The following is a 23,341-nucleotide window of genomic DNA, read 5'->3' on the forward strand; positions in this document are numbered from 1 at the left end:
CACACGTCGCCGTAAGGGGGGCACACACGTCGCCGTAAGGGGGGCACGGCTGTCGCCGCAGGGGGAGCACGCACTGTCGCCGTAGGAGGGAAGGAGGGGTGAGCGGCCGCGTACCGTATTGGCGTGGCGAAGACGAAGACCCGCACCTCAGGTGGTCTCGGTAACCGGTTCTGGAAACTGCTCGGCGCCAGCACCGACAGGGAGCAGGCCCGCTCGATGGCGCAGGTACGCGCGTCGGAGGAGTTCGACAAGAAGGCCGCCGAGCTCGACGACGAGCAGATGCGCAAGGCGACGCAGCTGCTCGACCTCAGGGACCTCGCCGAGTCCAGCGACATCCCGCAATTCCTCGCGATCGCCCGGGAGGCCTCCGAGCGCCACACCGGGCTGCGCCCGTTCGACGTCCAGCTGCTCGGCGCGCTGCGGATGCTGGCAGGCGATGTCATCGAGATGGCCACCGGCGAGGGCAAGACGCTGTCCGGGGCGATCGCGGCAGCCGGCTATGCGCTTGCGGGCCGCAATGTCCACGTCGTCACGATCAACGACTACCTGGCCCGCCGCGACGCCGAGTGGATGGGGCCGCTGCTGGAGGCGATGGGGCTGACGGTCGGCTGGATCACCGCCGAGTCCACCGCCGACGAGCGCCGCGCCGCCTACAAGTGCGACATCACCTACGCCTCGATCAACGAGATCGGTTTCGACGTGCTGCGCGACCAGCTCGTCACCGACGTCAAGGACCTGGTGTCGCCCAACCCGGATGTGGCGCTGATCGACGAGGCCGACTCGGTGCTCGTCGACGAGGCGTTGGTGCCGCTGGTGCTCGCCGGCACGTCGCACCGGGAGACCCCGAAGCTCGAAATCATCCGGCTGGTAGGCGAATTGGTCCCCGGCGAGGACTACGACACCGACGCCGACAACCGCAACGTCCACCTCACCGAGAAGGGGGCGCAGAAGATCGAGGCCAAGCTCGGCGGCATCGACCTGTACTCCGAGGAGCACGTCGGCACCACCCTGACCGAGGTCAATGTCGCGCTGCACGCCCACGCGCTGCTGCACCGCGACGTGCACTACATCGTCCGCGACGACGCCGTGCACCTGATCAACGCCAGCCGCGGGCGCATCGCGCAGCTGCAGCGCTGGCCCGACGGCCTACAGGCCGCCGTCGAGGCCAAGGAGGGCATCGAGACCACCGAGACGGGTGAGGTGCTCGACACCATCACGGTGCAGGCGCTGGTCAACCGTTATCCGACGGTGTGCGGCATGACCGGCACGGCGCTGGCCGCGGGGGAGCAGCTGCGGCAGTTCTACAAGTTGGGCGTCTCGCCGATCCCGCCGAACACCCCGAACATCCGCGAAGACGAACCCGACCGCGTCTACATCACCGCGGCCGCCAAGACCGACGCGATCGTCGAGCACATCGCCGAGGTGCACAAGACCGGCCAACCGATCCTGGTCGGCACCCGCGACGTCGCCGAGTCCGAGGAGCTGCACGAGAAGCTGGTCAAGGCCGGGGTGCCCGCGGTGGTGCTGAATGCCAAGAACGACGCCGAGGAGGCCCGCGTCATCGCCGAGGCGGGCAAGCTGGGCGCGGTGACGGTGTCGACGCAGATGGCAGGCCGCGGCACCGACATCCGGCTGGGCGGCTCCGACGAGGCCGACCACGACGCCGTCGCCAAACTGGGCGGCCTGCACGTCATCGGCACAGGACGACACAACACCCAGCGGCTGGACAACCAGCTGCGCGGCCGCGCGGGCCGCCAGGGTGACCCCGGGTCGTCGGTGTTCTTCTCCAGTTGGGAGGACGACGTCGTCGTCGCCCACCTCGAAGCGGAGAAGCTGAGCAAGCTGCCGACCGAGACCGACGAAACCGGCCGCATCATCAACAAGAAGGCCGCAGGCATCCTCGACCACGCGCAGCGGGTCGCCGAGGGCCGCCTGCTCGCCGTGCACGCCACCACCTGGCAGTACAACGAGCTGATCGCGCAACAGCGCGCGATCCTCGTCGAACGCCGAAACACGTTGCTGAGCACGCCGACTGCGCGCGAGGAGCTCGCGGAACGCTCCCCGAAGCGCTACGAGGAACTGTCCGAGAAGCTCGGTGAGGAGCAGCTGGAGCGGATCTGCCGCCAGATCATGCTGTATCACCTCGACCGCGGCTGGGCCGATCACCTGGCCTATCTCGCCGACATCCGCGAGAGCATCCACCTGCGCGCGTTGGGCCACCAGAAGCCGATCGACGAGTTTCACCGGATGGCTGTCGACGCGTTCGCGTCGCTGGCCGCCGACGCGATCGAGGCCGCCCAGCAGACCTTCGAGACCGCCAACGTGCTCGAGGAGGAGCAGGGGCTGGATCTGTCGAAGCTGGCCAGGCCGACGTCGACGTGGACCTACATGGTGCACGACAATCCGCTGGCAGAGGACTCGTCTTCAGCGCTCAGCCTGCCGGGGATATTCCGCTAGGTTTATCCACATGAACCGCGCGCCGGGGGTAGTGCGTGACCGCGTGGTGACGGTGCCCAACGCGCTTTCGGTGCTGCGGCTGGTGCTCGTTCCGGTATTCCTCTACCTGCTGCTCGTCGCGCACGCCAACGGTTGGGCGGTGGCGGTGCTGATGTTCAGCGGCGCCTCGGACTGGGCCGACGGCAAGATCGCGCGAATCTTCGACAACCAGTCGTCCCGGCTGGGCGAGCTGCTCGACCCGGCGGTCGACCGGATCTACATGCTGACGGTGCCCCTCGCGATGGGGTTTGCCGGCATGGTGCCGTGGTGGATCGTGCTGACGCTGATCGGCCGCGACGCCGTGCTGGCCGCCACGCTTCCGCTGCTGCGCAGCCGCGGGCTGACGGCGTTGCCGGTGACCTACATCGGGAAGGCGGCCACCTTCGCGCTGATGTCGGGCTTCCCGCTGGTGTTGCTCGGCCAGTGGGACGCGCTGTGGAGCCGGGTGGTGCTGGCGTGCGGCTGGGCGTTTCTGATCTGGGGTTTGGCGCTGTATCTGTGGTCGGGCGTGCTGTATCTGATCCAGGTCGGGATGGTGATGCGCCGGCTGCCGAAGGTGGATTCGAAGGTGGATTCCGGTGGCTGACGAGCGGGAGATACCCGGCTACGCGCTCGGCGGCTACGACCCAGAGGCGGGGCGCAATCAGCACGAGGCGGGCGCACCGACACTGATCCCCGTCCCGTCGTTGCTGCGCTCGCTGCTGTCTGAGCACCTCGACCCCGGATACGCCGCGGCGGCCGCGCAGCGCCGTGCCGACGATCGCCCGAGAAGCCGTGTGGCAGACGCGTGTTGGCAAATTTTGGCGGCGCTGGCGGTCGCGACGGTGTTCGCGTTGGCGGTCGCGCAGGCCCAGGCCACCGCGCCGGGCGTGCGGCAGACCCAGCAGGTGTTGTCGGGCAGCGTGCGCTCGGCCGAACAAGAGGCCGATTCGGCGACGGCGCGCCGCGACGCGCTGGCGGCCCAGCTCGACGACGTGCGGCGCAGCCAGCTGGAAGGCGACGAGCGCGGACAGCAGCTGCTCGACGAACTCGACGTCGCCAACTTCTCGGCCGCGGCCACCGCGGTGCGCGGTCCTGGACTGACGGTGACGATCACCGACCCTGGCGTGTCGAAGGATCTCAGCGACGTCTCCAAGGAACGCGTCGAGGGCAGCCGCCAGGTCATCTTGGACCGTGACCTGCAGCTGGTGGTGAACTCGCTGTGGGTCAGCGGCGCGGAGGCGATCTCGGTGGGCGGCATACGCGTCGGCCCGAACGTGACCATCCGGCAGGCGGGCGGCGGCATCCTGGTCGACAATCAACCCATCGCCAGCCCATATGAGATCCTCGCCGTCGGTCCGCCGCACGCCATGACCGACGTGTTCGACCGCAGCCCCGGCCTGCAGCGGCTGCGGCTGCTGGAGGCCAGCTACGGCGTCGGGGTGACCGTCAGCTCCACCGAAGACATGACAGTCCCGGCGGGCTCAGTGCGAGAAGTCAACTTCGCCAAGGGAATTGGAGACAGATGATCGGGATCGCCGCGCTCGTGATCGGCATTGTGCTCGGGCTGGTCTTCCGCCCGAGCGTGCCCGACGTGGTCGAGCCGTACCTGCCGATCGCGGTGGTGGCCGCGCTGGACGCGGTGTTCGGCGGCCTGCGGGCGTATCTGGAGCGGATCTTCGACTCGAAGGTGTTCGTCGTCTCATTCGTCTTCAACGTGCTTGTGGCGGCGCTCATCGTCTACGTCGGCGACCAACTCGGCGTCGGCACGCAGCTGTCCACCGCGATCATCGTGGTGCTCGGCATCCGCATCTTCGGCAACGCCGCGGCCCTGCGGCGCCGACTGTTTGGCGCTTGATCGATGACCGGCGACACCCACGGAGCACACGAAGCAGGCCATGCGGGCCGCCATGAGATGCCGCCCGACGCGACCTCCGCGAGACCCAAACGCGGACGCTCGCAGCTGATCTTCGGCGCGCTCGGGGTGGTGCTGTGCCTGTTGCTCGGTGTCGCGATCGTCACCCAGGTGCGGCAGAACGATTCCGGCGACTCGCTGGAGTCCGCGCGGCCCGCCGACCTGCTGGTGCTGCTGGATTCGCTGCAGCAGCGGGAGGCCGCGCTGAACACCGAAGTCGCCGACCTGCAGCGGACGCTGGAGGCGCTGGAGGCCTCCGGCGGCAGCGACCAGGCCGCCATCGAGAACGCCCAAGCCCGGCTGGCCGCGCTGTCGATCCTGATCGGCACCGTGCCCGCGACGGGGCCGGGCTTGACGCTGACCATCGACGACGCCGCCACCGGGGTCGCCCCGGAGACCATGCTCGACGTGATCAACGAGTTGCGGAACGCCGGCGCAGAGGCGATGGAGATCCGCGGCGGGCCGAGCACCGTGCGCGTCGGGGTGGACACCTGGGTGGTCGGTGCACCCGGCGCGCTGGTGATCGACGGCCAGACGCTCAACCCCCCGTATACCGTTGTCGCCATTGGCGATCCGCCGACCCTGGCCGCCGCGGTGAACATTCCCGGCGGCGCGATGGACAGTGTCGAGCGCGTCGGCGGCACGATGGTGGTAGAACAATCCGACCGGGTGGATGTGACCGCCTTGCGGCAACCGAAAGCCCGCCAATACGCTCAGCCCGTCAAGTGAGCCCGACCTGCAAAGAGGAGCGCCGTGAGCGAAATCCCGCCCGACCTGTACTACACCAACGAGCACGAGTGGGTACAGCGCATCGGTGACGACACCGTAAGGGTCGGCATCACCGACTACGCGCAGTCCTCGCTCGGCGACGTGGTTTTCGTCCAGCTGCCCGAGGAAGGCAGCGAAGTCACGGCGACGGAGTCGTTCGGCGAGGTGGAGTCGACGAAGTCGGTGTCGGATCTGTACGCGCCGGTGACGGCGAAAGTCGTTGCGGTCAACGGCGATTTGGAAGGCAGCCCGCAGCTGATCAACTCCGACCCCTACGGCGACGGCTGGCTGGTCGAGCTGCAGTCTGACCCCGACACGCTGGCTAACGACCTCGACGCGCTGCTGGACGCCGACGGCTACCGGGCGCTGGTCAACGAGTGAGGATTGTTAGGGTGCCTTCCGTCAGTTTTGACGCCGGAAACCGCATGAGGACTTCCTCTTGATCCGGCGGGGGTGGACCCAACGACGACCGGCTCGCGGTACGGTCAACGAGAGACGAACGACGGCTGGAGAGGGGACCCGATTCGGGTCCGGCCAGGTATCGCCACAGCAGCCAGTGAGGAGCAGCGGGTGACGGATAAGGACCAGAATTCTGGGGCGGACCAGGCGTCTGAAGAAGTCACCGTGGAGACGACTTCGGTATTTCGCGCGGACTTCCTCAACGAACTGGACGCTCCGGCAGCGGCGGGGACTGAGGGGGCGGTCTCGGGTGTCGAAGGCCTGCCCGCCGGCTCGGCGCTGCTCGTCGTCAAACGCGGCCCGAACGCCGGGTCCCGCTTCCTGCTCGACCAGCCGGTCACGTCGGCAGGTCGGCACCCCGACAGTGACATCTTCCTCGACGATGTCACTGTCAGCCGCCGCCACGCGGAGTTCCGCCTCGAGGGCGGCGAGTTCCAGGTCGTCGACGTCGGCAGCCTCAACGGCACCTACGTCAACCGGGAGCCCGTCGACTCGGCGGTGCTGGCCAACGGCGACGAGGTGCAGATCGGCAAGTTCCGTCTGGTGTTTTTGACCGGGCCCAAATCTGACGACGACAGCGGCCAGGGCACGTAACCGATGAGCATCCGCGTCACGAGCTGATGACACAGCCCGACATCCACCCACCGGCGCCCGGGATGTCGATCGGGGCGGTTCTCGACGCCCTGCGGCCGGAGTTCCCGGACGTGACCATCTCCAAGATTCGTTTTCTGGAGTCCGAGGGTTTGGTCACCCCGGAGCGGACGGCCTCGGGCTATCGCCGGTTCACCGCTTATGACTGCGCCCGGCTGCGGTTCATCCTGACCGCGCAGCGTGACCAGTACCTGCCGCTGAAGGTCATCAAGGCACAGCTGGACGCGATGCCCGACGGTGAACTGCCGCCGACCGGCACCGGCTACGCCGTACCGCGTCTCGTGCCGGTGTCCGGCGAGACGGCGCCCAGCGAATCCGCAGTCCCGCCGACGCAGGTCCGGCTCAGCCGCGAGGACCTGCTGTCGCGGTCGGGGGTGGCCGAGGAACTCGTCAACGAATTGGTCAGGGCAGGCATCATCAGGCCTGGGCCCGGCGGGTTTTTCGACGAGCATTCGGTGGTGATCGCGCAGTGCGCGCGGGCGCTGTCCGAATACGGTGTGGAGCCCCGTCATCTTCGCGCGTTCCGGTCGGCCGCCGACCGGCAGTCGGATCTGATCGCCCAGATCGCCGGACCCGTGGTCAAGGCGGGTAAAGCGGGTGCGCGGGACCGCGCCGACGACCTGGCGCGCGAAGTCGCCGCCCTCGCTATCACGTTGCACACATCGTTGATCAAGTCGGCCGTGCGCGACGTTCTCGACAGGTGAGGATTAGACTCGTTGTAGAAGCTTCAGCGGTGCGGAGGGCAGACACAGATGGGTGAGGTTCGTGTGGTCGGCATTCGCGTGGAGCAGCCTCAGAACCAGCCAGTTTTGCTGCTTCGCGAGGCCAACGGTGACCGCTATTTGCCGATCTGGATCGGTCAGTCGGAGGCGGCCGCGATCGCGCTCGAACAACAGGGCGTCGAGCCGGCCAGGCCGCTGACGCACGATTTGATCCGAGATGTCATTGCCGCACTTGGCCATTCGCTCAAAGAGGTGCGCATAGTCGATCTGCAGGAGGGCACCTTCTACGCCGATCTGATCTTCGACCGCGACATCAAGGTGTCGGCTCGGCCATCGGATTCGGTGGCGATCGCGCTGCGTGTCGGTGTGCCGATCTACGTCGAGGAGGCGGTGCTGGCAGAGGCCGGGCTGCTGATCCCCGACGAGAACGACGACGAGGCCGCCGGCGCCGTGCGCGAAGACGAAGTGGAGAAGTTCAAAGAGTTCCTGGACAGCGTGTCGCCGGACGATTTCAAGGCCACCTGAGCGCTGTTGGTTTCGCTCCGCAAGCGGGCGGCACGAAACATCACGGATGCGTCTCAACTGACGTTTTGACGCTCGACACGCGGCCCGGGTTTCCGACAACAGTGACCGGGGCAGCCATACTTTGATCACCACGACGGGCAGTCAGGGCCCATCGGGGAGCGTATGCTCGACACATTCGGGCTTTGGCAAACGTGCCGCAGTGCAGGTCACAGACGCGAGTTCGATCGGCGAGAGGATTCGGAAAGTGGGAGACACGCCACGTCAGCAGCAGCTAGATCTTTCGTCGACCGAAGGCGCATCCCAGCCGTCCGCCCCCGCCCCTAGCGAACCCGTCCAGGCCGGGCTCTTTCCCGACGACTCCGTGCCCGACGAGCTGGTCGGCTACCGCGGGCCGAGCGCCTGCCAGATCGCCGGAATCACCTACCGCCAGCTGGACTACTGGGCCAGGACATCGCTGGTCGTGCCGTCGATTCGGAGCGCCGCCGGCTCCGGCAGCCAGCGGCTGTATTCGTTCAAGGACATCCTGGTCCTCAAGATCGTCAAGCGGCTGCTGGACACCGGCATCTCGCTGCACAACATCCGGGTCGCCGTCGACCATCTGCGTCAGCGCGGCGTACGGGACCTGGCCAACATCACGCTGTTCTCGGACGGCACCACGGTCTATGAATGCACCTCGGCCGAGGAAGTGGTCGACCTGCTGCAGGGCGGCCAGGGCGTTTTCGGCATCGCCGTTTCCGGCGCGATGCGCGAGCTGACCGGCGCCATCGCCGATTTCCCCGGCGAACGCGCCGACGGCGGCGAGTCGATCAGCGCCCCCGAGGACGAGCTGGCCTCGCGCCGCAAGCACCGCGACCGCAAGATCGGCTGAGGACCCCGGGCGAAATCGCCTGGCGGTAGAATCGGCTGCGCATCGCCCTTGTGCGGGAGAGTTCCGTGGCCGCCAGCCACGGGCGCCGAAGGAGCAACACCTCTCCGTCAACCTCTCAGGCCCCCGGACCGCGCAGGGCCCCGATGCCTCTGGAAAGCGGTGGGCACACGGCCCGCCCGCCCACGGGGAAAGGCTGGCGACAGCCGAATCTCGCAGGCGCCCGGATCGGGTCGACGACAGAGGGAGAGGAACCGCAGCGGTTCCTGCCCTGACGTCAGGAGATAGATGCTCTCCCAAGATCAATCGAAGGACCAATCGAACTTCGCCGCCCGGCACATCGGGCCGGATGCCGATGCCGTCGCCACCATGCTCAAGGTCATCGGCGTCGGATCACTCGACGAACTCGCCGACAAGGCGCTTCCCGCAGGCATTCTCGACGCGCTGTCGGCCGACGGGGTAGCCCCCGGCCTCGATCAGCTGCCGCAGGCCGCCACCGAGGAGCAGGCGCTGGCCGAGCTGCGCGCACTCGCCGACGCCAACACCGTCGCGGTGTCGATGATCGGGCAGGGCTATTACGACACGCTGACCCCGCCGGTGCTGCGCCGCAACATCCTGGAGAACCCGGCGTGGTACACGGCCTACACCCCGTATCAGCCCGAGATCAGCCAGGGCAGGCTCGAGGCGCTGCTGAACTTCCAGACCATGGTCGAAGACCTGACCGGCCTCGAGGTGGCCAACGCCTCGATGCTCGACGAAGGCACCGCCGCCGCCGAGTCGATGACGTTGATGCACCGCGCGACCCGCGGTAAATCGAACCGGTTGGCCGTCGACCGCGACATGTTCCCGCAGAGCGCCGCCGTGCTGGCCACCCGCGCCGCGGCGCTGGGCATCGAGATCGTCACCGCCGACCTGCGCGACGGCCTGCCCGACGGTGATTTCTTCGGCGTGATCACCCAACTGCCGGGCGCCAGTGGGGAAGTGGTCGACTGGAGCGGGCTGGTCGAGCGGGCCCACGATCGGGGCGCGCTGGTGGCGATCGGCGCCGACCTGCTGGCGATGACGCTGATCACGCCGCCGGGAGAGATCGGCGCCGACGTGGCGTTCGGTTCCACGCAACGATTCGGCGTGCCAATGGGATTCGGTGGACCGCACGCCGGTTATCTGGCCGTGCACACCGCCCACGCCCGCCAGCTGCCCGGCCGGCTGGTCGGGGTGTCGGTCGACGCCGACGGGGCTCCGGCCTACCGGCTGTCGCTGCAGACCCGCGAGCAGCACATCCGCCGCGACAAGGCGACCAGCAACATCTGCACCGCGCAGGTGCTGCTGGCGGTGATCGCCGCGATGTACGCCAGCTACCACGGCGCCGACGGGCTGACCGCGATCGCGCGACGGGTGCACGAGCGGGCCCGCACGCTGGCCGCCGGGCTGACCGCCGCCGGCGTCCAGGTGGTGCACGACCGCTTCTTCGACACCGTGCTGGTCAAGGTGCCCGGCCGGGCCGCCGCGGTGCGCGACGACGCCAAGAGCCGCGGCATCAACGTCTGGCTCATCGACGACGACCACATCTCGGTGTCCTGCGACGAGGCGACGACCGCCGAGCACCTGGACAGTGTGTTGGCGGCGTTCGGAGCCGCCCGCAACGAGAAGGCGTTCGACGGCCCGGACATCGCCACCAGGACATCGGAGTTTCTGAGCCATCCGGTGTTCACCCGGTATCGCACCGAGACCGAGATGATGCGCTATCTGCGCGCGCTGGCCGACAAGGACATCGCGTTGGACCGCAGCATGATTCCGCTCGGCTCGTGCACGATGAAGCTCAACGCGGCCGCCGAGATGGAGCCGATCACCTGGCCGGAGTTCGCCCGCCAGCATCCCTTCGGCCCGCGCGACGACACGCCGGGGCTGCGAAAGCTGATCGCCGACCTGCAGGAGTGGTTGACCGCCATCACCGGCTACGACGCGGTGTCGCTGCAGCCCAATGCGGGCTCGCAGGGCGAGTACGCCGGCCTGCTGGCCATCCAGGCCTACCACGCCGACCGCGGCGAGACCGACCGCAATGTGTGCCTGATCCCGTCCAGCGCGCACGGCACCAACGCGGCGTCGGCCGCGCTGGCCGGCATGCGCGTCGTGGTGGTGGCGTGCCGCGAGAACGGCGACGTCGACCTCGACGATCTGCGCGCCAAAGTCGCCGAGCACGCGGATCGGCTGTCGGCGTTGATGATCACCTATCCGTCGACGCACGGCGTGTACGAGCACGACATCGCCGACATCTGCGCGGCCGTGCACGACGCCGGCGGGCAGGTTTACGTCGACGGGGCGAACCTCAACGCGCTCGTCGGGCTGGCGCGGCCGGGCAAGTTCGGCGGCGACGTCAGCCACCTGAACCTGCACAAGACCTTCTGCATCCCGCACGGCGGCGGCGGACCCGGCGTCGGCCCGGTCGCGGTGCGGTCTCACCTGGAGCCGTATCTTCCCGGCCACCCGCTGGCCGACGACCTGTCCGACGAGCGCACGGTGGCGTCGGCGCCGTACGGCTCGGCGTCGATCCTGCCGATCACCTGGGCCTACATCAGGATGATGGGCGCCGAGGGCCTGCGCGCAGCCTCGTTGACGGCGATCGCGTCGGCCAACTACATCGCCCGCAGGCTCGACGAGTACTACCCGGTGCTCTACACCGGTGAGAACGGCATGGTCGCCCACGAGTGCATCCTCGATCTGCGCGGCATCACCAAGGCCACCGGCGTCACCGTCGACGACGTCGCTAAACGCTTGGCGGACTACGGTTTCCACGCACCGACGATGAGTTTTCCCGTCGCGGGCACGTTGATGGTCGAGCCGACCGAGAGCGAGAGCCTGGCCGAGGTCGATGCGTTCTGCGAGGCGATGATCGCGATCCGCGCCGAGATCGACCAGGTCGGCTCCGGCGCGTGGCCGGTCGACGACAACCCGCTGCGCAATGCGCCGCACACCGCCGAGTCCTTGCTCGTCGACCAGTGGAGCCATCCCTACAGCCGTGAGCAGGCCGCCTATCCGCTGGGCAAGAACTTCCGGCCGAAAGTGTGGCCGCCGGTTCGGCGGATCGACGGCGCGTATGGTGATCGCAACCTGATGTGTTCATGCCCACCGGTGGAGGCCTTTGCGTGAAGTCCCGATTCGCCATCGCAGCTGCCGTGCTGGCCGTCGGCTGGTCCGCTGCGGCGGGCGCGGCCTACGCCGAACCCGAGCCGGAACCGCCGCCGCCCGCCCCGCATGGTGCGGGTGCACCGCCCGGCCCCGACGGTGAAGCCGAGCCGCCACCGCCAGGTCCGCTGACGTCGTTCGGCGACGGCACCTACGAGGTCGGCACGCAGATTCTTCCCGGCGTCTACCAGTCGGCGGGGCCGGTCGAGGGCGGTGTGTGCTACTGGAAGCGCGTCAACGCCGACGGCATCGCCGAGAACGCGATGACCAAGAAGCCGCAGACCGTGGCGATCCAGCCGGGCGACACCGCCTTCACCACCAACGAATGCCAGGACTGGCAGAAGACCGACGCCCCGCCGCCGCCACCGCCCAGCGCGGGCGACATCCTCGGCCAACTCGGCCCCCTGCTCGGTGTGGGCGGCGCTCCCGCCAGCGGCTCGGGCGACGACTCGTCCGGCGGCAACCAGCCGGCGGGCTCGACGTCTGACGGCGGTTGATACCGGTTCCGTGATGCCACCGAGTGTGTCCGAGTGGCGTGCCGGCGGCCGCTTCGTGTCGACGAACGCAGGCCGGCTGTTTGTTCGGTCCGGCGCTGGTGACGGACCGACGGTCCTTCTCCTGCACGGATATCCGTCCAGCTCGTTCGACTACCGCGGGGTGATCCCGCATCTGCGCGGGCGCACCTATCTCACCCTGGATTTCCTCGGGTTCGGGCTCTCGGACAAACCCCGCCCGCATCGCTACAGCCTGCTCGAGCAGGCCGATCTCGTTGAGCAGGTGGTTGTTTCGCACGCCGACGGACCCGTGGTGTGCATCGCCCACGACATGGGCACGTCGGTGGCCACCGAGCTGTTGGCCCGAGATCTGGAGGGCCGGTTGTCGTTTGAGCTTGCCAGCGCCGTGCTGACCAACGGCAGCGTGATCCTCGAGCGCGCCAGCCTGCGGCCGATCCAGAAGATCCTGCGCGGACCGCTCGGACCGGTGGTCGCGCGCTTCGCCAACCGCGGCATGTTCGCGCGCGGGTTCGCGCGGCTGTTCAGCGACGATCACCCGCTGTCGGCGGAGGAGGCCGACGCGCAGTGGGCGTTGATGTCGTACAACAACGGCGCCAAGATCGCGCATCTGCTGATCTCCTACCTCGACGAGCGCGTGCGGTATGCCGCCAGATGGCATGGCGCCGTTCGGGATTGGCCCAAACCGCTGAGCTTCCTGTGGGGGCTCGACGACCCGGTCGCGACGACCGCCGTGCTCGACGGGCTGCGTGCGCTTCGGCCCGGCGCCGGGTGATCGAACTGCCGGGTGTGGGGCATTACCCGCAGGTGGAGGTGCCGGCCGAGTTCGCCCGCGCGGCGCTGCAGCTGCTCGCTACCCGGTGAACCTGGTGATCGCGGCCGTCAGGTCGGGCGACGCCGACGTCGACAGGTTCTGGTAGCTGCCGCCGGTGGTTTCGGCGACCGCCTCCCACGTCGCGCGGTCGGAGTCGGAGCCGAAGTCGATCACGTTGATGGCGACCGGCTTGGCGGGGTCGAACGCGCGGCGGACGTAGTCCTGCAGGCCGCTGCCGTCCAGGCTTCGGTCGGTGTGCGGGCCGGTGGTGATGACGAGCACCGAATTCGTCTGTCCCTCACGGAATCGCGAGTTCGCCTCGTCGTAGACCAGCCGCAGCGTGGTGAACGACACCGCACCGTTGCCGGACGCGGATGCGTCGTCGAGTGCGGCGCTCAGCGTCTCCGAGCGCGGCGAGCCGTCGACGGTGTCGGACAGCGGGCCCAGCGACACTTCGTTGTTGCCCTCGACACCGTTGAACGTCCACAACCCGACCGCCGCCGTCGGGGGCATCGCCTGCAGCCGCGTGGTCAGCGCCGCCACCACGTTGGCCAGCCGGCTCTTGCCGCCCTCCTGAGCCGACATCGACCGGTCGAGCATGATCGTCACCGCCGGGTTGCCCGCCGGCGCGGTCAACTCGTTGGCCAGGGTGGCCCGCATGCTGGTGTCGCCCACCGACAGCGGCGCCGACACCGGCGCGAAATTGGTGACGTCGCTCTTGGGCAGTTCACCGCCTTCGGTGCGGAATCCGAGCTTGGCCAGTTCGGCGAGCTGTTCGGGTTTGCGCAGGAAGCGGGAGAACTCGTTGGCGGCGGCCACCTGTTCCTGCGACAGCCAGTTGCCCTTCAACAAAACGGCGGGATAGTCGGCCAGTGCGGTGGGACCGGGCGGCAGCCACGATGCCACCGCCCTCTTGGCGTCGGGAAGCGACGTCGCACGCTGGAACAGCTGCTGTTCGGTGGTGACGACGGCATGCACCGGCGCGGTGGCAGGCTGGCCGGATTTGATGAGCGCATCCAGCGCCGTGCTCGCCTTGTTGTCGGCGAGCTTGGGCTGGGCCGCCATGAGCGTGTTCACCGCGCCCGTCCCGGCGCTGGGCGGCTGCCCGGCCGGCGCCGACGCGGCCGCAACCGCCTCGGCGGCCAGATAGGAGGCGTCGCTGTCGCCGCTGAGCGGAAGCGCCAGCCGCAGCGAACCCCACTCGGGCAGGTCCAGCGCGGTCAGCGAGTTCGGGTTGCTCTGCAGGCCCGGCAGCGTGCCCCAATTCTGCTGGCCCAGGGCGTCTTTGAGCTCCGGCCGGACGGCGAGCACCACCGGTGAGCTGACCAGCGATCGGCTGTCGTCGACGATCTCCTCGCCGGCCACCGCCTCGAGACGGGCCTGCGAAACCGAACTCGCCGGGATCCACAGCGCGGGCCGGTCGCCGAGCTCGGCGGGCCACGCGGTGATGAACCCGTTGATCACCCGGTCGGAGTCGGCCGACTTGACGTCCATCGCCACGCAGATGTCGCCGACCGGATGGGCGTTTTCGTTGAACTTGTCGGCCAGCGTCTTGATCGGCTCGGCGATGGACGGGTCGGCGATGACGGCGACCGCCTTCTGCCCCTCGACGCAGCGCGCGGCGGCCGAGGTGGAGCGGTCCGACAGCGCGTCGCCGAAGAAGCGCCACAGGATGAAGGCGGCCACCACCACGACGACGGCGACCAGCGCGCCGATGACGCCGACGCTGACGCCGCGCCTGCCGCTCTGCACGGCGCGGTGGCTGCCGGTCCACTCGCCGCCTTCCCAGTCGCCGGAGTGTTGCCTGCGCGACCGTGGCGGCGGTGTGGCGGCCGCGCGCGACGGTGTCTCATCCCTCGAGCGGCCGAACCGCGGCGCGGCGGTCTCGGGCGCTCGGTCTTCCGGTGTGTCGGAGTAGTCCGACTCGGGATAGTCCGACTCGACGAACTCGGGTTCGTACTCGTCGTCGAAGTGCTCGCCGGACCGGTAGCGCGCGCCGTAACCGTCCTCGTACCCGGTGCGGTAGTCGGCCTCGTAATCCGTGCCGTAGTCGCCTGAGGGGTAGTCGGTGTCGGGGTAGTCCGGCTGCCCGTAGTCGGGCGCGCCGTGGCGCGGGTACCGCGGCTCGGCCGGATCGGACCGGTAATCCGGGTAATCGTCGGGTCCGACCAGCGGCCGGTCGAACGACTCGGTCGCATCGCCAGCACCCTCGGGAGGAACGCCTGAGGATTCTTCAGGGTCGGGAATGCTGTGCCTACCCACTCCTGCGCCTGCGTCCTCTCCGTCGGGCAATCATTGCTGGCTGAAAGCAACCGAACCGAAGTCTAGCCATACCGCGTGGTGCTGAACTCAGCCGGCGTTGCTGGGATTAGCGGCTTTGAACTCGCGCCTGCGCCGATGCAGGATCGGCTCGGTGTAGCCGTTGGGCTGCTGCGCCCCCGACAGGATCAACTCCTGCGCCGCCTGGAAGGCGATGCTGCCGTCCGGGTCGGGCGCCATCGGGCGGAATTCCGGGTCGGCCTCGTTCTGCTTGTCCACCACCGCGGCCATCCGGCGCAGGCTGGCCTTCACGTCGTCTTCGGTGATGACGCCGTGGCGCAGCCAGTTCGCCAGCAGCTGGCTGGAGATGCGCAGCGTGGCGCGGTCTTCCATCAGCGCGATGTTGTGGATGTCGGGCACCTTGGAGCAGCCGACGCCCGCGTCGATCCAGCGCACGACGTAGCCGAGGATCGACTGGCAGTTGTTGTCGACCTCTTCGCGGATCTCCTCCGGGGCCCACGCCAGCTCCTTGGCCAGCGGGATGGTCAGCAGCTCGTCGATCGTGGCACGGCGCTTGCCCGCGAGCTCCTTCTGCACCGCGAACACGTCGACCTGGTGGTAGTGCATGGCGTGCAGGGTGGCCGCGGTCGGCGACGGCACCCACGCGGTCGTCGCGCCGGCCTTGGGCTGGCCGATCTTCTGCTCGACCATGTCAGCCATCAGGTCGGTCATCGCCCACATGCCCTTGCCGATCTGCGCCTTGCCGGTGAACCCGGTCTCCAGGCCGATGTCGACGTTCTGATCCTCGTAGGCCTTGATCCACGTGGTGTTCTTCATGGCGCCCTTGCGGATCATCGGGCCCGCCTCCATCGACGTGTGGATCTCGTCGCCGGTGCGGTCGAGGAACCCGGTGTTGATGAAGACCACGCGGTCGGCGGCGGCCTTGATGCAGGCTTTGAGGTTGACCGTGGTGCGGCGCTCCTCGTCCATGATGCCTACCTTGATGGTGGTCGGCGGCAGGCCGAGCAGCTCCTCGACGCGGGCGAACAGCTCGCATGTGTACGCCACTTCGTCGGGGCCGTGCATCTTGGGCTTGACGATGTAGATCGAGCCGGTGCGGCTGGCCAGCAGCGGCCCGTTGGCCTCGCCCGTCTTCAGGCCGTGCATCGCGATCAGGCTGGTGAACAGGGCGTCCATGATGCCCTCGTACACCTCGTTACCGTCCGCGTCGACGATGGCGTCGTTGGTCATCAGGTGACCGACGTTGCGCACGAACAGCAGGCTGCGGCCCGGCAGGGTGAGCTCGCCGCCGTCCGGCGTCTTGTAGGTGCGGTCCTGGTTCAGCACCCGGGTGAACGTCTTGCCTGCCTTGGTGACCTCCTCGGCCAGGTCGCCCTTGTTCAGGCCCAGCCAGTTGCGGTAGCCGAGCACCTTGTCGTCGGCGTCGACCGCGGCCACCGAGTCCTCGAAGTCGAAGATCGTCGTGACGGCCGACTCGAGGATGACGTCCTTGATGCCCGCCTTGTCGGTCGCGCCGACCGGCGACTGCGGGTCGATCAGGATCTCGATGTGCAGGCCGTTGTTGACCAGCAGCACCGACCAGGCCGGCTGGCCCAGTTCACCGGTGTAGCCGACGAACTTCTCCGGGCTGGCCAGCCCGACCGAGCCGTCGGCGGTGGCGATCTTCAACACGCCGTCCTCGAGGCTCAGGCCGGTGGCGTCGGCCCACGAACCGGACTCAAGCGGGACGGACTCGTCCAGGAAGTTGCGGGCATAGGCGATGACCTTGTCGCCGCGAACCTTGTTGTAGCCGTCGGTCTTCTCGGCTCCGTCGGTCTCCGGAATGACGTCGGTGCCATACAGCGCGTCGTAGAGCGAGCCCCAGCGCGCGTTGGCGGCATTCAGCGCGAAGCGCGCGTTGAGCACCGGCACCACCAGCTGCGGGCCCGCCGTCTTGGTGATCTCGTCGTCGACGCCGGAGGTGGTGATGGTGAAGTTTTCCGGCTCGGGCTCCAGGTAGCCGATGTCGATGAGGAACTGCTTGTAGGCCTCGGGGTCGTGCGGCTCGATGACGCGGTGCCGGTGCCACTTGTCGATCTGGGCCTGCAGGTCGTCGCGTCGGGCCAGCAACTCCTGGTTCTTCGGGGTCAGATCGGCAACGACCTTGTCGACACCGGACCAGAAGGTGTCGGGGTCGACGTCGGTTCCCGGCAGCGCCTCGTTGTTGATGAAGTCGTACAACGTCTGGGCGACGCGCAGGTTCCCTACCGTCACGCGATCAGTCATAAGTGTGTTCCTCCCTCGGCTTCATGGCGCGTGGCCCACCGCCGTTCGACCAGCTTACCCGGGTTAGCAGGGGCTATTCGCTGGTGGCGACCAGCGTGGCCGACAGCAATTCGTCGCAGCGCTCGGCGATCGCGGCCCGCAACGGCGCCGCCCGCTTGGCGATGTCCTGCTGTGCGCGGACGTAGCTCGCGCGGCCCGCCGGGGTTTCGACGGGGATCGGCTGAAAACCGTACTCGACGAGGTCGTACGGGCTTGCGCGCATATCCAGTTCCCGCGCGTCGGCCGCCAGCTCGAGGCAGTCCACCGTCAACTCCGACGGCAGCAGCGGCGCCAGCTTGTAGCACCACTTGTAGAGATCCATGTTGGCGTGCACGCAACCGGGCTGTTCCCAGGCGGACTGCTCGCGGCGGGTGAGGGTGGCCACGTTGCGTCTTGCGGCCGGCTCGGTGAAGAAGCGGAACGCGTCGAAGTGCGTGCAACGCAACGGCATTGACTCCACCACGGCGTCGGTGCCCGTCTTGCCGAGGCGCAGCGGCACGCGTTGGTGGCGGACCGTCTGCGCCCGGTACACCATCGCCCACTCGTGCATGCCGAAGCAGTTCAGCTGGGGCGCGCGGGATGCGGTGGCGCGCAGCAGATCCGTGATGAAGCGCACGGTATCGGCGCGCGAGCGCAGGTACTCCGCGGTCACGGTGACGCCGCGCGGATGCCTGCCGTATCCGGTGCGGTCCAGGTAGCCGGTCGCCGCGGGGCCGGTGAGCACCGCGCCGAAGCCGGGATGCCACATTCGCAGCTGGCGTGGTCGCAGGCTGTAGTAGTGAAACAGGAAGTCCCACACCGGGTGCGACTCGCCCACGCGGGCACGGCGCAGATGCGGCGCCAGGAAAGCCTCGACCCGGTCGCGGTGCGCCTGCTCGCGCGCCGTCCAGTCGGCCTGGTCGAGCAGCCTCTCAGCCATCGTGGCTCCGATGCCGCATGGCGCCGACCAGGTCTTCGACGAGGTCTTCCAGTGCCACCATTGCGGTCACCGTACCGTCGTCGCCGGTGACCAGCGCGAGGTGGCTGTTGCTGCGCCGCAGCCGCGACAGCGCGTCGGGCAGCGGCAGCGACGCGGCCACCTGGGGCAGCGGCCGCACCGCGGCCAGGTCGACGACCGCGTCCGGGTCGGTGTCCGGCTCGGTGACGAGCTTCAAGATGTCCTTGATGTGCACGTAGCCGATGAAGCGGCCCGCCTTGTTGGTGACCGGGAACCGGGAGTAGCCGGTCTCGTCGAGGGCCTGCTGGATCGCGCGCACCGTGGGCCCGGAGTCGTCGGCGGCCGCCGACACCGCGTGCACCTCGCTGAGCGGGACGGCCACGTCGCCGACGACGCGATTGCGGATCTGCAGCGCCCGCGACAGCCGGTTGTGCTCCTCGGGGTCGAGCAGTCCCTCCGACAACGATTCGGCGATCATCTCCGACAGTTCGACGCTCGAAACCGTGTTCTCCAGTTCGGGTTTGGCGGTGACGCCGAACGCGCGCAGCGTCATGTGCGCGCACCAGTCGTAGATCGCGATGACGGGTCGGGCCAGCCGCACCCACGCCAGATACGGCGGCACCAGCAGCATCGCGGCCGACTCCGGGCCGGCGATCGCGATGTTCTTCGGGACCATCTCGCCGAGCAGCACGTGCAGCACGACCACGATCGTGATCGCGATGACGAACGACACCGTGTGCAGCACGGCGTCGGGCACCCCGATCAGGTCGAACGGCTTCTCCAGCAGGTGCGCCACCGCGGGTTCGCCGACGCGGCCCAACAGGATCGAGCAGATCGTGATGCCCAACTGGGCGCCCGCCAACATCACCGACAGCTGCTGGCCGGCGCGGATCACGGTGACCGCGCTGCGCTTGCCCTGTTCGGCGAGCGCTTCGAGGCGGTCGCGGCGGGCCGAGATCAGCGCGAACTCCGCCCCGACGAAGAATGCGTTGGCGGCCAGCAGCAGCACGGTCAGCAGCACGCCGAAGATGTCACCCACCGTCGGCCCCTTTGCCGTTTCGTTTGGCGTTCGCTTTGCCGTTTCGCTTGCCGTTCGCGCGGCCGTTCTCGTCGCCGTTCTCGTGGTCGGAGCGGCGGCCCAGGTTGGTCAGCTCGAGCAGGTCGATGCGCCTGCCGTCCATCCGCACCACCGTGGCCAGCCAATGCACCGGGTCGTCGACCGGGCCGTCCGGGTCGAAGGCTGTCAACTCGACGGATTCGCCGGGTTTGGGGATGTGGCCGAGTTGCTGCATGACCAGCCCGCCGATGGTCTCGTATTCGCCCTCGACGCCGCGGAAGCCGGTGTTGGCGGCGACCTCGTCGATGCGCAACAGCCCCGAGACGCGCCAGCGGTCGCGGCTGATCCGCAGCACGTCGGGGGTGACGTCGTCATGCTCGTCGCGGACGTCGCCGACGATCTCCTCGATGAGGTCCTCCATCGTGACCATGCCTGCGGTGCCGCCGTATTCGTCGGCCACCAGCACGGTCTGCAGCGGGCTGGCCCGCACCTGTGCCATCACGTCGTCGCCGTCCAGCGTGGACGGCACTCGCGGGACGGGCACGGCCAGCCCGGCCAGCGCGGTGCGCTCCCGGTCGGCGGGCGGCATCGTGAACACCTGCTTGACATGCACCAGGCCGATTGTCTCGTCGAGGTCGCCGTCGACGATGGGGAAGCGCGAATATCCGGTCTCCATCGCCAGCTCGGTCAATTCGGCGACCGTCTGGTCGGCCTGCAGCGCCTCGATCTTGGACCGCGGGGTCATCAGTTCCTCCGCGGTGCGCGAGCCGAACTGCAGCGACCGGTCCACCAGCGTCGCGGTGATCGGGTCCATCGCGCCGCGGCGGGCCGAATTGCGCACCAGCGATGCAAGCTCCTGCGGGGAGCGCGCCGACCGCAGTTCCTCGGCGGGCTCGATGCCGAGTCGGCGCAAGATCAGGTTGGCGGTGCCGTTGGTCATCTTGATCAGCGGCGTGAACAGCGCCGAGAACAGCACCTGCGGCCCGGCGACCGCGCGCGCCGTCTCCAGCGGCTTGGCGACCGCGAGGTACTGGGCGACCAGCTCGCCGAACACCATCGACACCGAGGTGGCGATCAGCAGCGACAGGCCAAGCGCCAGGCCGTGCGAGATGCGTTCGGTCACCGCCAGCGACGCGAAGAGCGGCTCCAGCAGCCGCGCGATCAGCGGCTCGGCGAGGTAGCCGGTGATCAGCGTGGTCACCGAGATGCCCACCTGAGCACCGGACAGCTGGAACGACAGCGTGCGGTGGGCCCGCTGGATCATCTTGTCGCGTCGGCCGCCTGCGCGGGCGTTGGCGTCGACGGTGCTGCGCTCCAGCGCCGTCAGCGAGAACTCGGCCGCCACGAACACCGCCGTGCCGAGTGTGAGCACGATGAAGGCAACAAGCGCCAGCGGGGTGAAGACGACGCTCATCGCGTCCTCGGGGGATGGTCGCCGGACCGCGTGCCCGGCCGACTAGAAGAGGGCTCGGCGTCGGCGTCGGCTCCGGCCGGTTTGGCCGGCGTGCCCGAGGCCGGCCGCGCCTCCCGGAAGCCGGCGGCCTCGACGGGTGCCTGCGGCACGGGTTGCCTTTCTCTGAAACGTGATGAGAGCACTATGTTAACGGCCCGACCGGCCGCGCAGGGCTACCAACCCGTCGGAAGGGGATGGCCCTCGGCAAAGCCCGCCGACGACTGAACACCGATCACGGCCTTCTCGTGCAATTCGGCGAGGTTGGCGGCCCCGACATAGGTGCATGTGCTGCGCACGCCCGAGGTGATGTGGTCCAGCAGATCCTCGACGCCGCCGCGCGACGGGTCCAGACCCATCCGCGATGTCGAGATGCCTTCCTCGAACAGTGCCTTGCGGGCCCGGTCGAACTGGCTGTCACCGGCGGTCCGCGCGGCGACCGCCCGCTTGGACGCCATGCCGTAGCTCTCCTTGTACGGCCGGTCGTCGCGGTCGCGCATCAGGTCGCCCGGCGACTCGTAGGTGCCGGCGAACCAGGAGCCGATCATCACGTTCGAGGCGCCTGCCGCCAGCGCCAACGCGACGTCGCGGGGATGCCGCACACCGCCGTCGGCCCACACGTGGCCGCCGAGTTGCCTTGCCGCTGCGGCACATTCGACCACCGCCGAGAACTGCGGGCGGCCGACACCGGTCATCATCCGCGTGGTGCACATGGCGCCGGGACCGACGCCGACCTTGACGATGGACGCGCCGGCGCTGATCAAATCGCGGGTGCCTTCGGCCGACACCACGTTGCCCGCCGCGATCGGCAGCCCCAGGTCGAGCGACGACACCGTCTTGATCGCGTCGAGCATCTTCACCTGATGCCCGTGCGCGGTGTCGATCACCAGCAGGTCGACGCCGACCTCGGCCAGCGCGCGAGCCTTGGCGCCGACGTCGCCGTTGATGCCGACCGCCGCCGCGATCCGCAACCGGCCGTGAGCGTCGACGGCAGGGGTGTAGATGCCCGCCCGGATCGCGCCGGTGCGGGTCAGCACGCCCGCCAGAGTGCCGTCGGCCTCCGTCATCACCGCCACGTCGACGGGCGCGTGCTCGAGCAGGTCGAAGACCTTGCGGGGATCGGTGCCCACCGGAGCGGTGACGAAATCGGAGATGGCGACGTCGCGGACCCGGGCGAAGCGGTCCACGCCGAGGCAGTTCTCCTCGGTGACCAGGCCGATGGGCCTGCCTTCGAACACCACGACCGCAGCACCGTGGGCGCGTTTGTGGATCAGCGCGGTCGCATCGGACACCGAGTCGTCGGGGGCCAGCGTGACCGGTGTGTCGACGACGAGGTCGCGGCTCTTGACGAAGTCGACGGTGTCTTTCACCGCGGTGATCGGCAAATCCTGCGGCAGCACCACGAGGCCGCCGCGGCGGGCCACGGTTTCGGCCATCCGACGGCCCGCGATCGCGGTCATGTTGGCGACGACGACCGGGATGGTCGTGCCCGACCCGTCCGACGTGGACAGGTCGACATCGAACCGCGACGCCACATCCGACCGGCCCGGGACGATGAATACGTCGTTGTAGGTCAGGTCATAGAGCGGCGTCTGGCCGTCGAGGAATCGCATCGGACCTGATTCTAGTCGCCGCCTGTGCCCTCACCCTTGCCCTGGCAAAGGCCCGCACTTTCTTCGGCGAGCGGCTCACCTTTCCCGGCGAGGGGCTCACCTTTCCCTGGCGAGCAGACGCTAGTGCCCCGCAAAAGCCCAGGAGAGGGTGGACTTTAGCGTCTGCTCGCGGGAGGAAGGTCAGGCGGGGACTTCGGTGTGGTCGCCGCTCCAGAGGGTGTGGAACTTCTGGCCGGGGTCGGCGTCGATGCGGCCGTAGGTGTGCGCGCCGAAGTAGTCGCGCAGGCCCTGGGTCAGCGCGGCGGGCAGGCGTTCGGTGCGCAGCGCGTCGTAGTAGGACAGCGCCGAGCTGAAGCCCGGGATCGGAATGCCCGACTGCGTGGCCGCCACCACCACCCGCCGCCAGCTGTCGATCGCCGACTCGATCGCACTGCGGAAATACGGCGCGGTGATCAATGTCGGCAATTCGGGGTTCTCGTCGAAGGCTTCCTTGATGCGGTTGAGGAACTTGGCGCGGATGATGCACCCGCCGCGCCAGATGGTGGCCAGGTCGCCGGGAGTGATGCCCCAGTTGTATTCGGCGCTGCCCGCCTGAATCTGGTTGAACCCCTGCGCGTAGGCGATGATCTTCGAGGCGTAGAGCGCCTGACGGACGTCTTCGATGAATTTGTCTGCGTCCGTTGGCTTTCCGCCGAGGTCGCCGGACGCCAGGCCGGTGGTGGCCTTGCGCTGGGCGACTGATCCCGACAGGGCGCGGGCGAAGACGGCTTCGGCGATGCCGGTCACCGGCACGCCCAGATCGAGGGCGGAT

Annotated in this window: 19 protein-coding genes, 1 pseudogene and 1 riboswitch; of the genes and pseudogenes, 13 read left to right on the plus strand and 7 right to left on the minus strand. The window is 68.6% G+C overall.

Annotation, left to right across the window (positions count from 1 at the left end):
- Positions 1–123 precede the first annotated feature (123 nt).
- The 13 genes and pseudogenes from secA2 to CQY20_RS14345 all read left to right on the plus strand — a co-directional run bounded on the left by secA2 (position 124) and on the right by CQY20_RS14345 (position 12,939).
- Positions 124–2,457 carry an accessory Sec system translocase SecA2 gene (secA2, locus tag CQY20_RS14285; protein ID WP_097940742.1) on the plus strand — a complete coding sequence of 778 codons (2,334 nt, stop codon included), beginning with the start codon at positions 124–126 and terminating at the stop codon, positions 2,455–2,457.
- A gap of 10 nt (positions 2,458–2,467) precedes the next feature.
- A complete protein-coding gene (locus tag CQY20_RS14290) occupies positions 2,468–3,082 on the plus strand; it encodes a CDP-alcohol phosphatidyltransferase family protein (RefSeq protein WP_097940743.1) in 615 nt (204 codons plus the stop codon).
- Entirely contained in the window at positions 3,075–4,004 is a 930-nt protein-coding gene (locus CQY20_RS14295) for a DUF881 domain-containing protein (protein WP_234816242.1), read from the plus strand. The genes CQY20_RS14290 and CQY20_RS14295 overlap by 8 nt, the downstream gene beginning before the upstream one ends.
- The gene (locus tag CQY20_RS14300) at positions 4,001–4,333 is read left to right on the plus strand and encodes a small basic family protein (protein WP_097940744.1); all 333 of its coding nucleotides are present in this window, start codon (positions 4,001–4,003) and stop codon (positions 4,331–4,333) included. The genes CQY20_RS14295 and CQY20_RS14300 overlap by 4 nt, the downstream gene beginning before the upstream one ends.
- 3 nt (positions 4,334–4,336) lie before the next feature.
- Positions 4,337–5,119 carry a DUF881 domain-containing protein gene (locus CQY20_RS14305; RefSeq protein ID WP_097940745.1) on the plus strand — a complete coding sequence of 261 codons (783 nt, stop codon included), beginning with the start codon at positions 4,337–4,339 and terminating at the stop codon, positions 5,117–5,119.
- Between the two features lie 24 nt (positions 5,120–5,143).
- The gene (gene gcvH, locus CQY20_RS14310; protein ID WP_097940746.1) at positions 5,144–5,539 is read left to right on the plus strand and encodes a glycine cleavage system protein GcvH; all 396 of its coding nucleotides are present in this window, start codon (positions 5,144–5,146) and stop codon (positions 5,537–5,539) included.
- A 189-nt stretch (positions 5,540–5,728) separates the two neighbouring features.
- Entirely contained in the window at positions 5,729–6,211 is a 483-nt protein-coding gene (garA, locus tag CQY20_RS14315; protein ID WP_163700238.1) for a glycogen accumulation regulator GarA, read from the plus strand.
- Positions 6,212–6,237: 26 nt separating this feature from the next.
- Complete coding sequence (ftsR, locus tag CQY20_RS14320) at positions 6,238–6,972, plus strand: transcriptional regulator FtsR (protein WP_097940747.1); 735 nt, start codon at positions 6,238–6,240, stop codon at positions 6,970–6,972.
- Between the two features lie 48 nt (positions 6,973–7,020).
- Positions 7,021–7,515: a bifunctional nuclease family protein gene (locus CQY20_RS14325; protein ID WP_097940748.1), complete on the plus strand. Its 495-nt coding sequence runs from the start codon at positions 7,021–7,023 to the stop codon at positions 7,513–7,515.
- 244 nt (positions 7,516–7,759) lie between these two features.
- A complete protein-coding gene (locus tag CQY20_RS14330) occupies positions 7,760–8,383 on the plus strand; it encodes a MerR family transcriptional regulator (RefSeq protein ID WP_097940766.1) in 624 nt (207 codons plus the stop codon).
- 43 nt (positions 8,384–8,426) lie between these two features.
- Positions 8,427–8,524, plus strand: a riboswitch (glycine riboswitch).
- A 144-nt stretch (positions 8,525–8,668) separates the two neighbouring features.
- Positions 8,669–11,527, plus strand: coding sequence for an aminomethyl-transferring glycine dehydrogenase (gene gcvP / locus CQY20_RS14335; protein WP_097940749.1), 2,859 nt, complete (start codon positions 8,669–8,671; stop codon positions 11,525–11,527).
- Complete coding sequence (locus tag CQY20_RS14340) at positions 11,524–12,060, plus strand: Rv1352/Rv1906c domain-containing protein (protein WP_174814626.1); 537 nt, start codon at positions 11,524–11,526, stop codon at positions 12,058–12,060. Before gcvP ends, CQY20_RS14340 begins: the two co-directional genes overlap by 4 nt.
- Before the next feature lie 10 nt (positions 12,061–12,070).
- Positions 12,071–12,939 (plus strand): annotated as a pseudogene (locus tag CQY20_RS14345) (alpha/beta fold hydrolase).
- Here CQY20_RS14345 and CQY20_RS14350 read toward each other — a convergent pair.
- From CQY20_RS14350 to CQY20_RS14380, 7 genes are all read right to left on the minus strand, one after another.
- Complete coding sequence (locus CQY20_RS14350) at positions 12,929–15,151, minus strand: substrate-binding domain-containing protein (RefSeq protein ID WP_097940750.1); 2,223 nt, start codon at positions 15,149–15,151, stop codon at positions 12,929–12,931. The pseudogene CQY20_RS14345 and the gene CQY20_RS14350 sit on opposite strands and share 11 nt — an antisense overlap.
- A gap of 87 nt (positions 15,152–15,238) precedes the next feature.
- Positions 15,239–17,434, minus strand: coding sequence for a malate synthase G (locus CQY20_RS14355; RefSeq protein ID WP_097940751.1), 2,196 nt, complete (start codon positions 17,432–17,434; stop codon positions 15,239–15,241).
- Between the two features lie 73 nt (positions 17,435–17,507).
- The gene (locus CQY20_RS14360) at positions 17,508–18,392 is read right to left on the minus strand and encodes a 3-methyladenine DNA glycosylase (RefSeq protein WP_097940752.1); all 885 of its coding nucleotides are present in this window, start codon (positions 18,390–18,392) and stop codon (positions 17,508–17,510) included.
- Positions 18,385–19,449 carry a hemolysin family protein gene (locus CQY20_RS14365; protein WP_097940753.1) on the minus strand — a complete coding sequence of 355 codons (1,065 nt, stop codon included), beginning with the start codon at positions 19,447–19,449 and terminating at the stop codon, positions 18,385–18,387. Before CQY20_RS14365 ends, CQY20_RS14360 begins: the two co-directional genes overlap by 8 nt.
- A complete protein-coding gene (locus tag CQY20_RS14370; RefSeq protein WP_097940754.1) occupies positions 19,442–20,881 on the minus strand; it encodes a hemolysin family protein in 1,440 nt (479 codons plus the stop codon). Before CQY20_RS14370 ends, CQY20_RS14365 begins: the two co-directional genes overlap by 8 nt.
- 212 nt (positions 20,882–21,093) lie before the next feature.
- Positions 21,094–22,530 (minus strand): GuaB1 family IMP dehydrogenase-related protein, encoded by a 1,437-nt coding sequence (locus CQY20_RS14375; RefSeq protein WP_097940755.1) that lies wholly within the window; start codon positions 22,528–22,530, stop codon positions 21,094–21,096.
- Between the two features lie 180 nt (positions 22,531–22,710).
- Positions 22,711–23,341 (minus strand): NADP(+)-dependent, decarboxylating phosphogluconate dehydrogenase (locus CQY20_RS14380; RefSeq protein ID WP_474630422.1); only part of this gene is annotated, 631 nt, incomplete at its 5' end.

Source organism: Mycolicibacterium agri (genome assembly GCF_002553505.1).
Classification (GTDB): domain Bacteria; phylum Actinomycetota; class Actinomycetes; order Mycobacteriales; family Mycobacteriaceae; genus Mycobacterium; species Mycobacterium agri.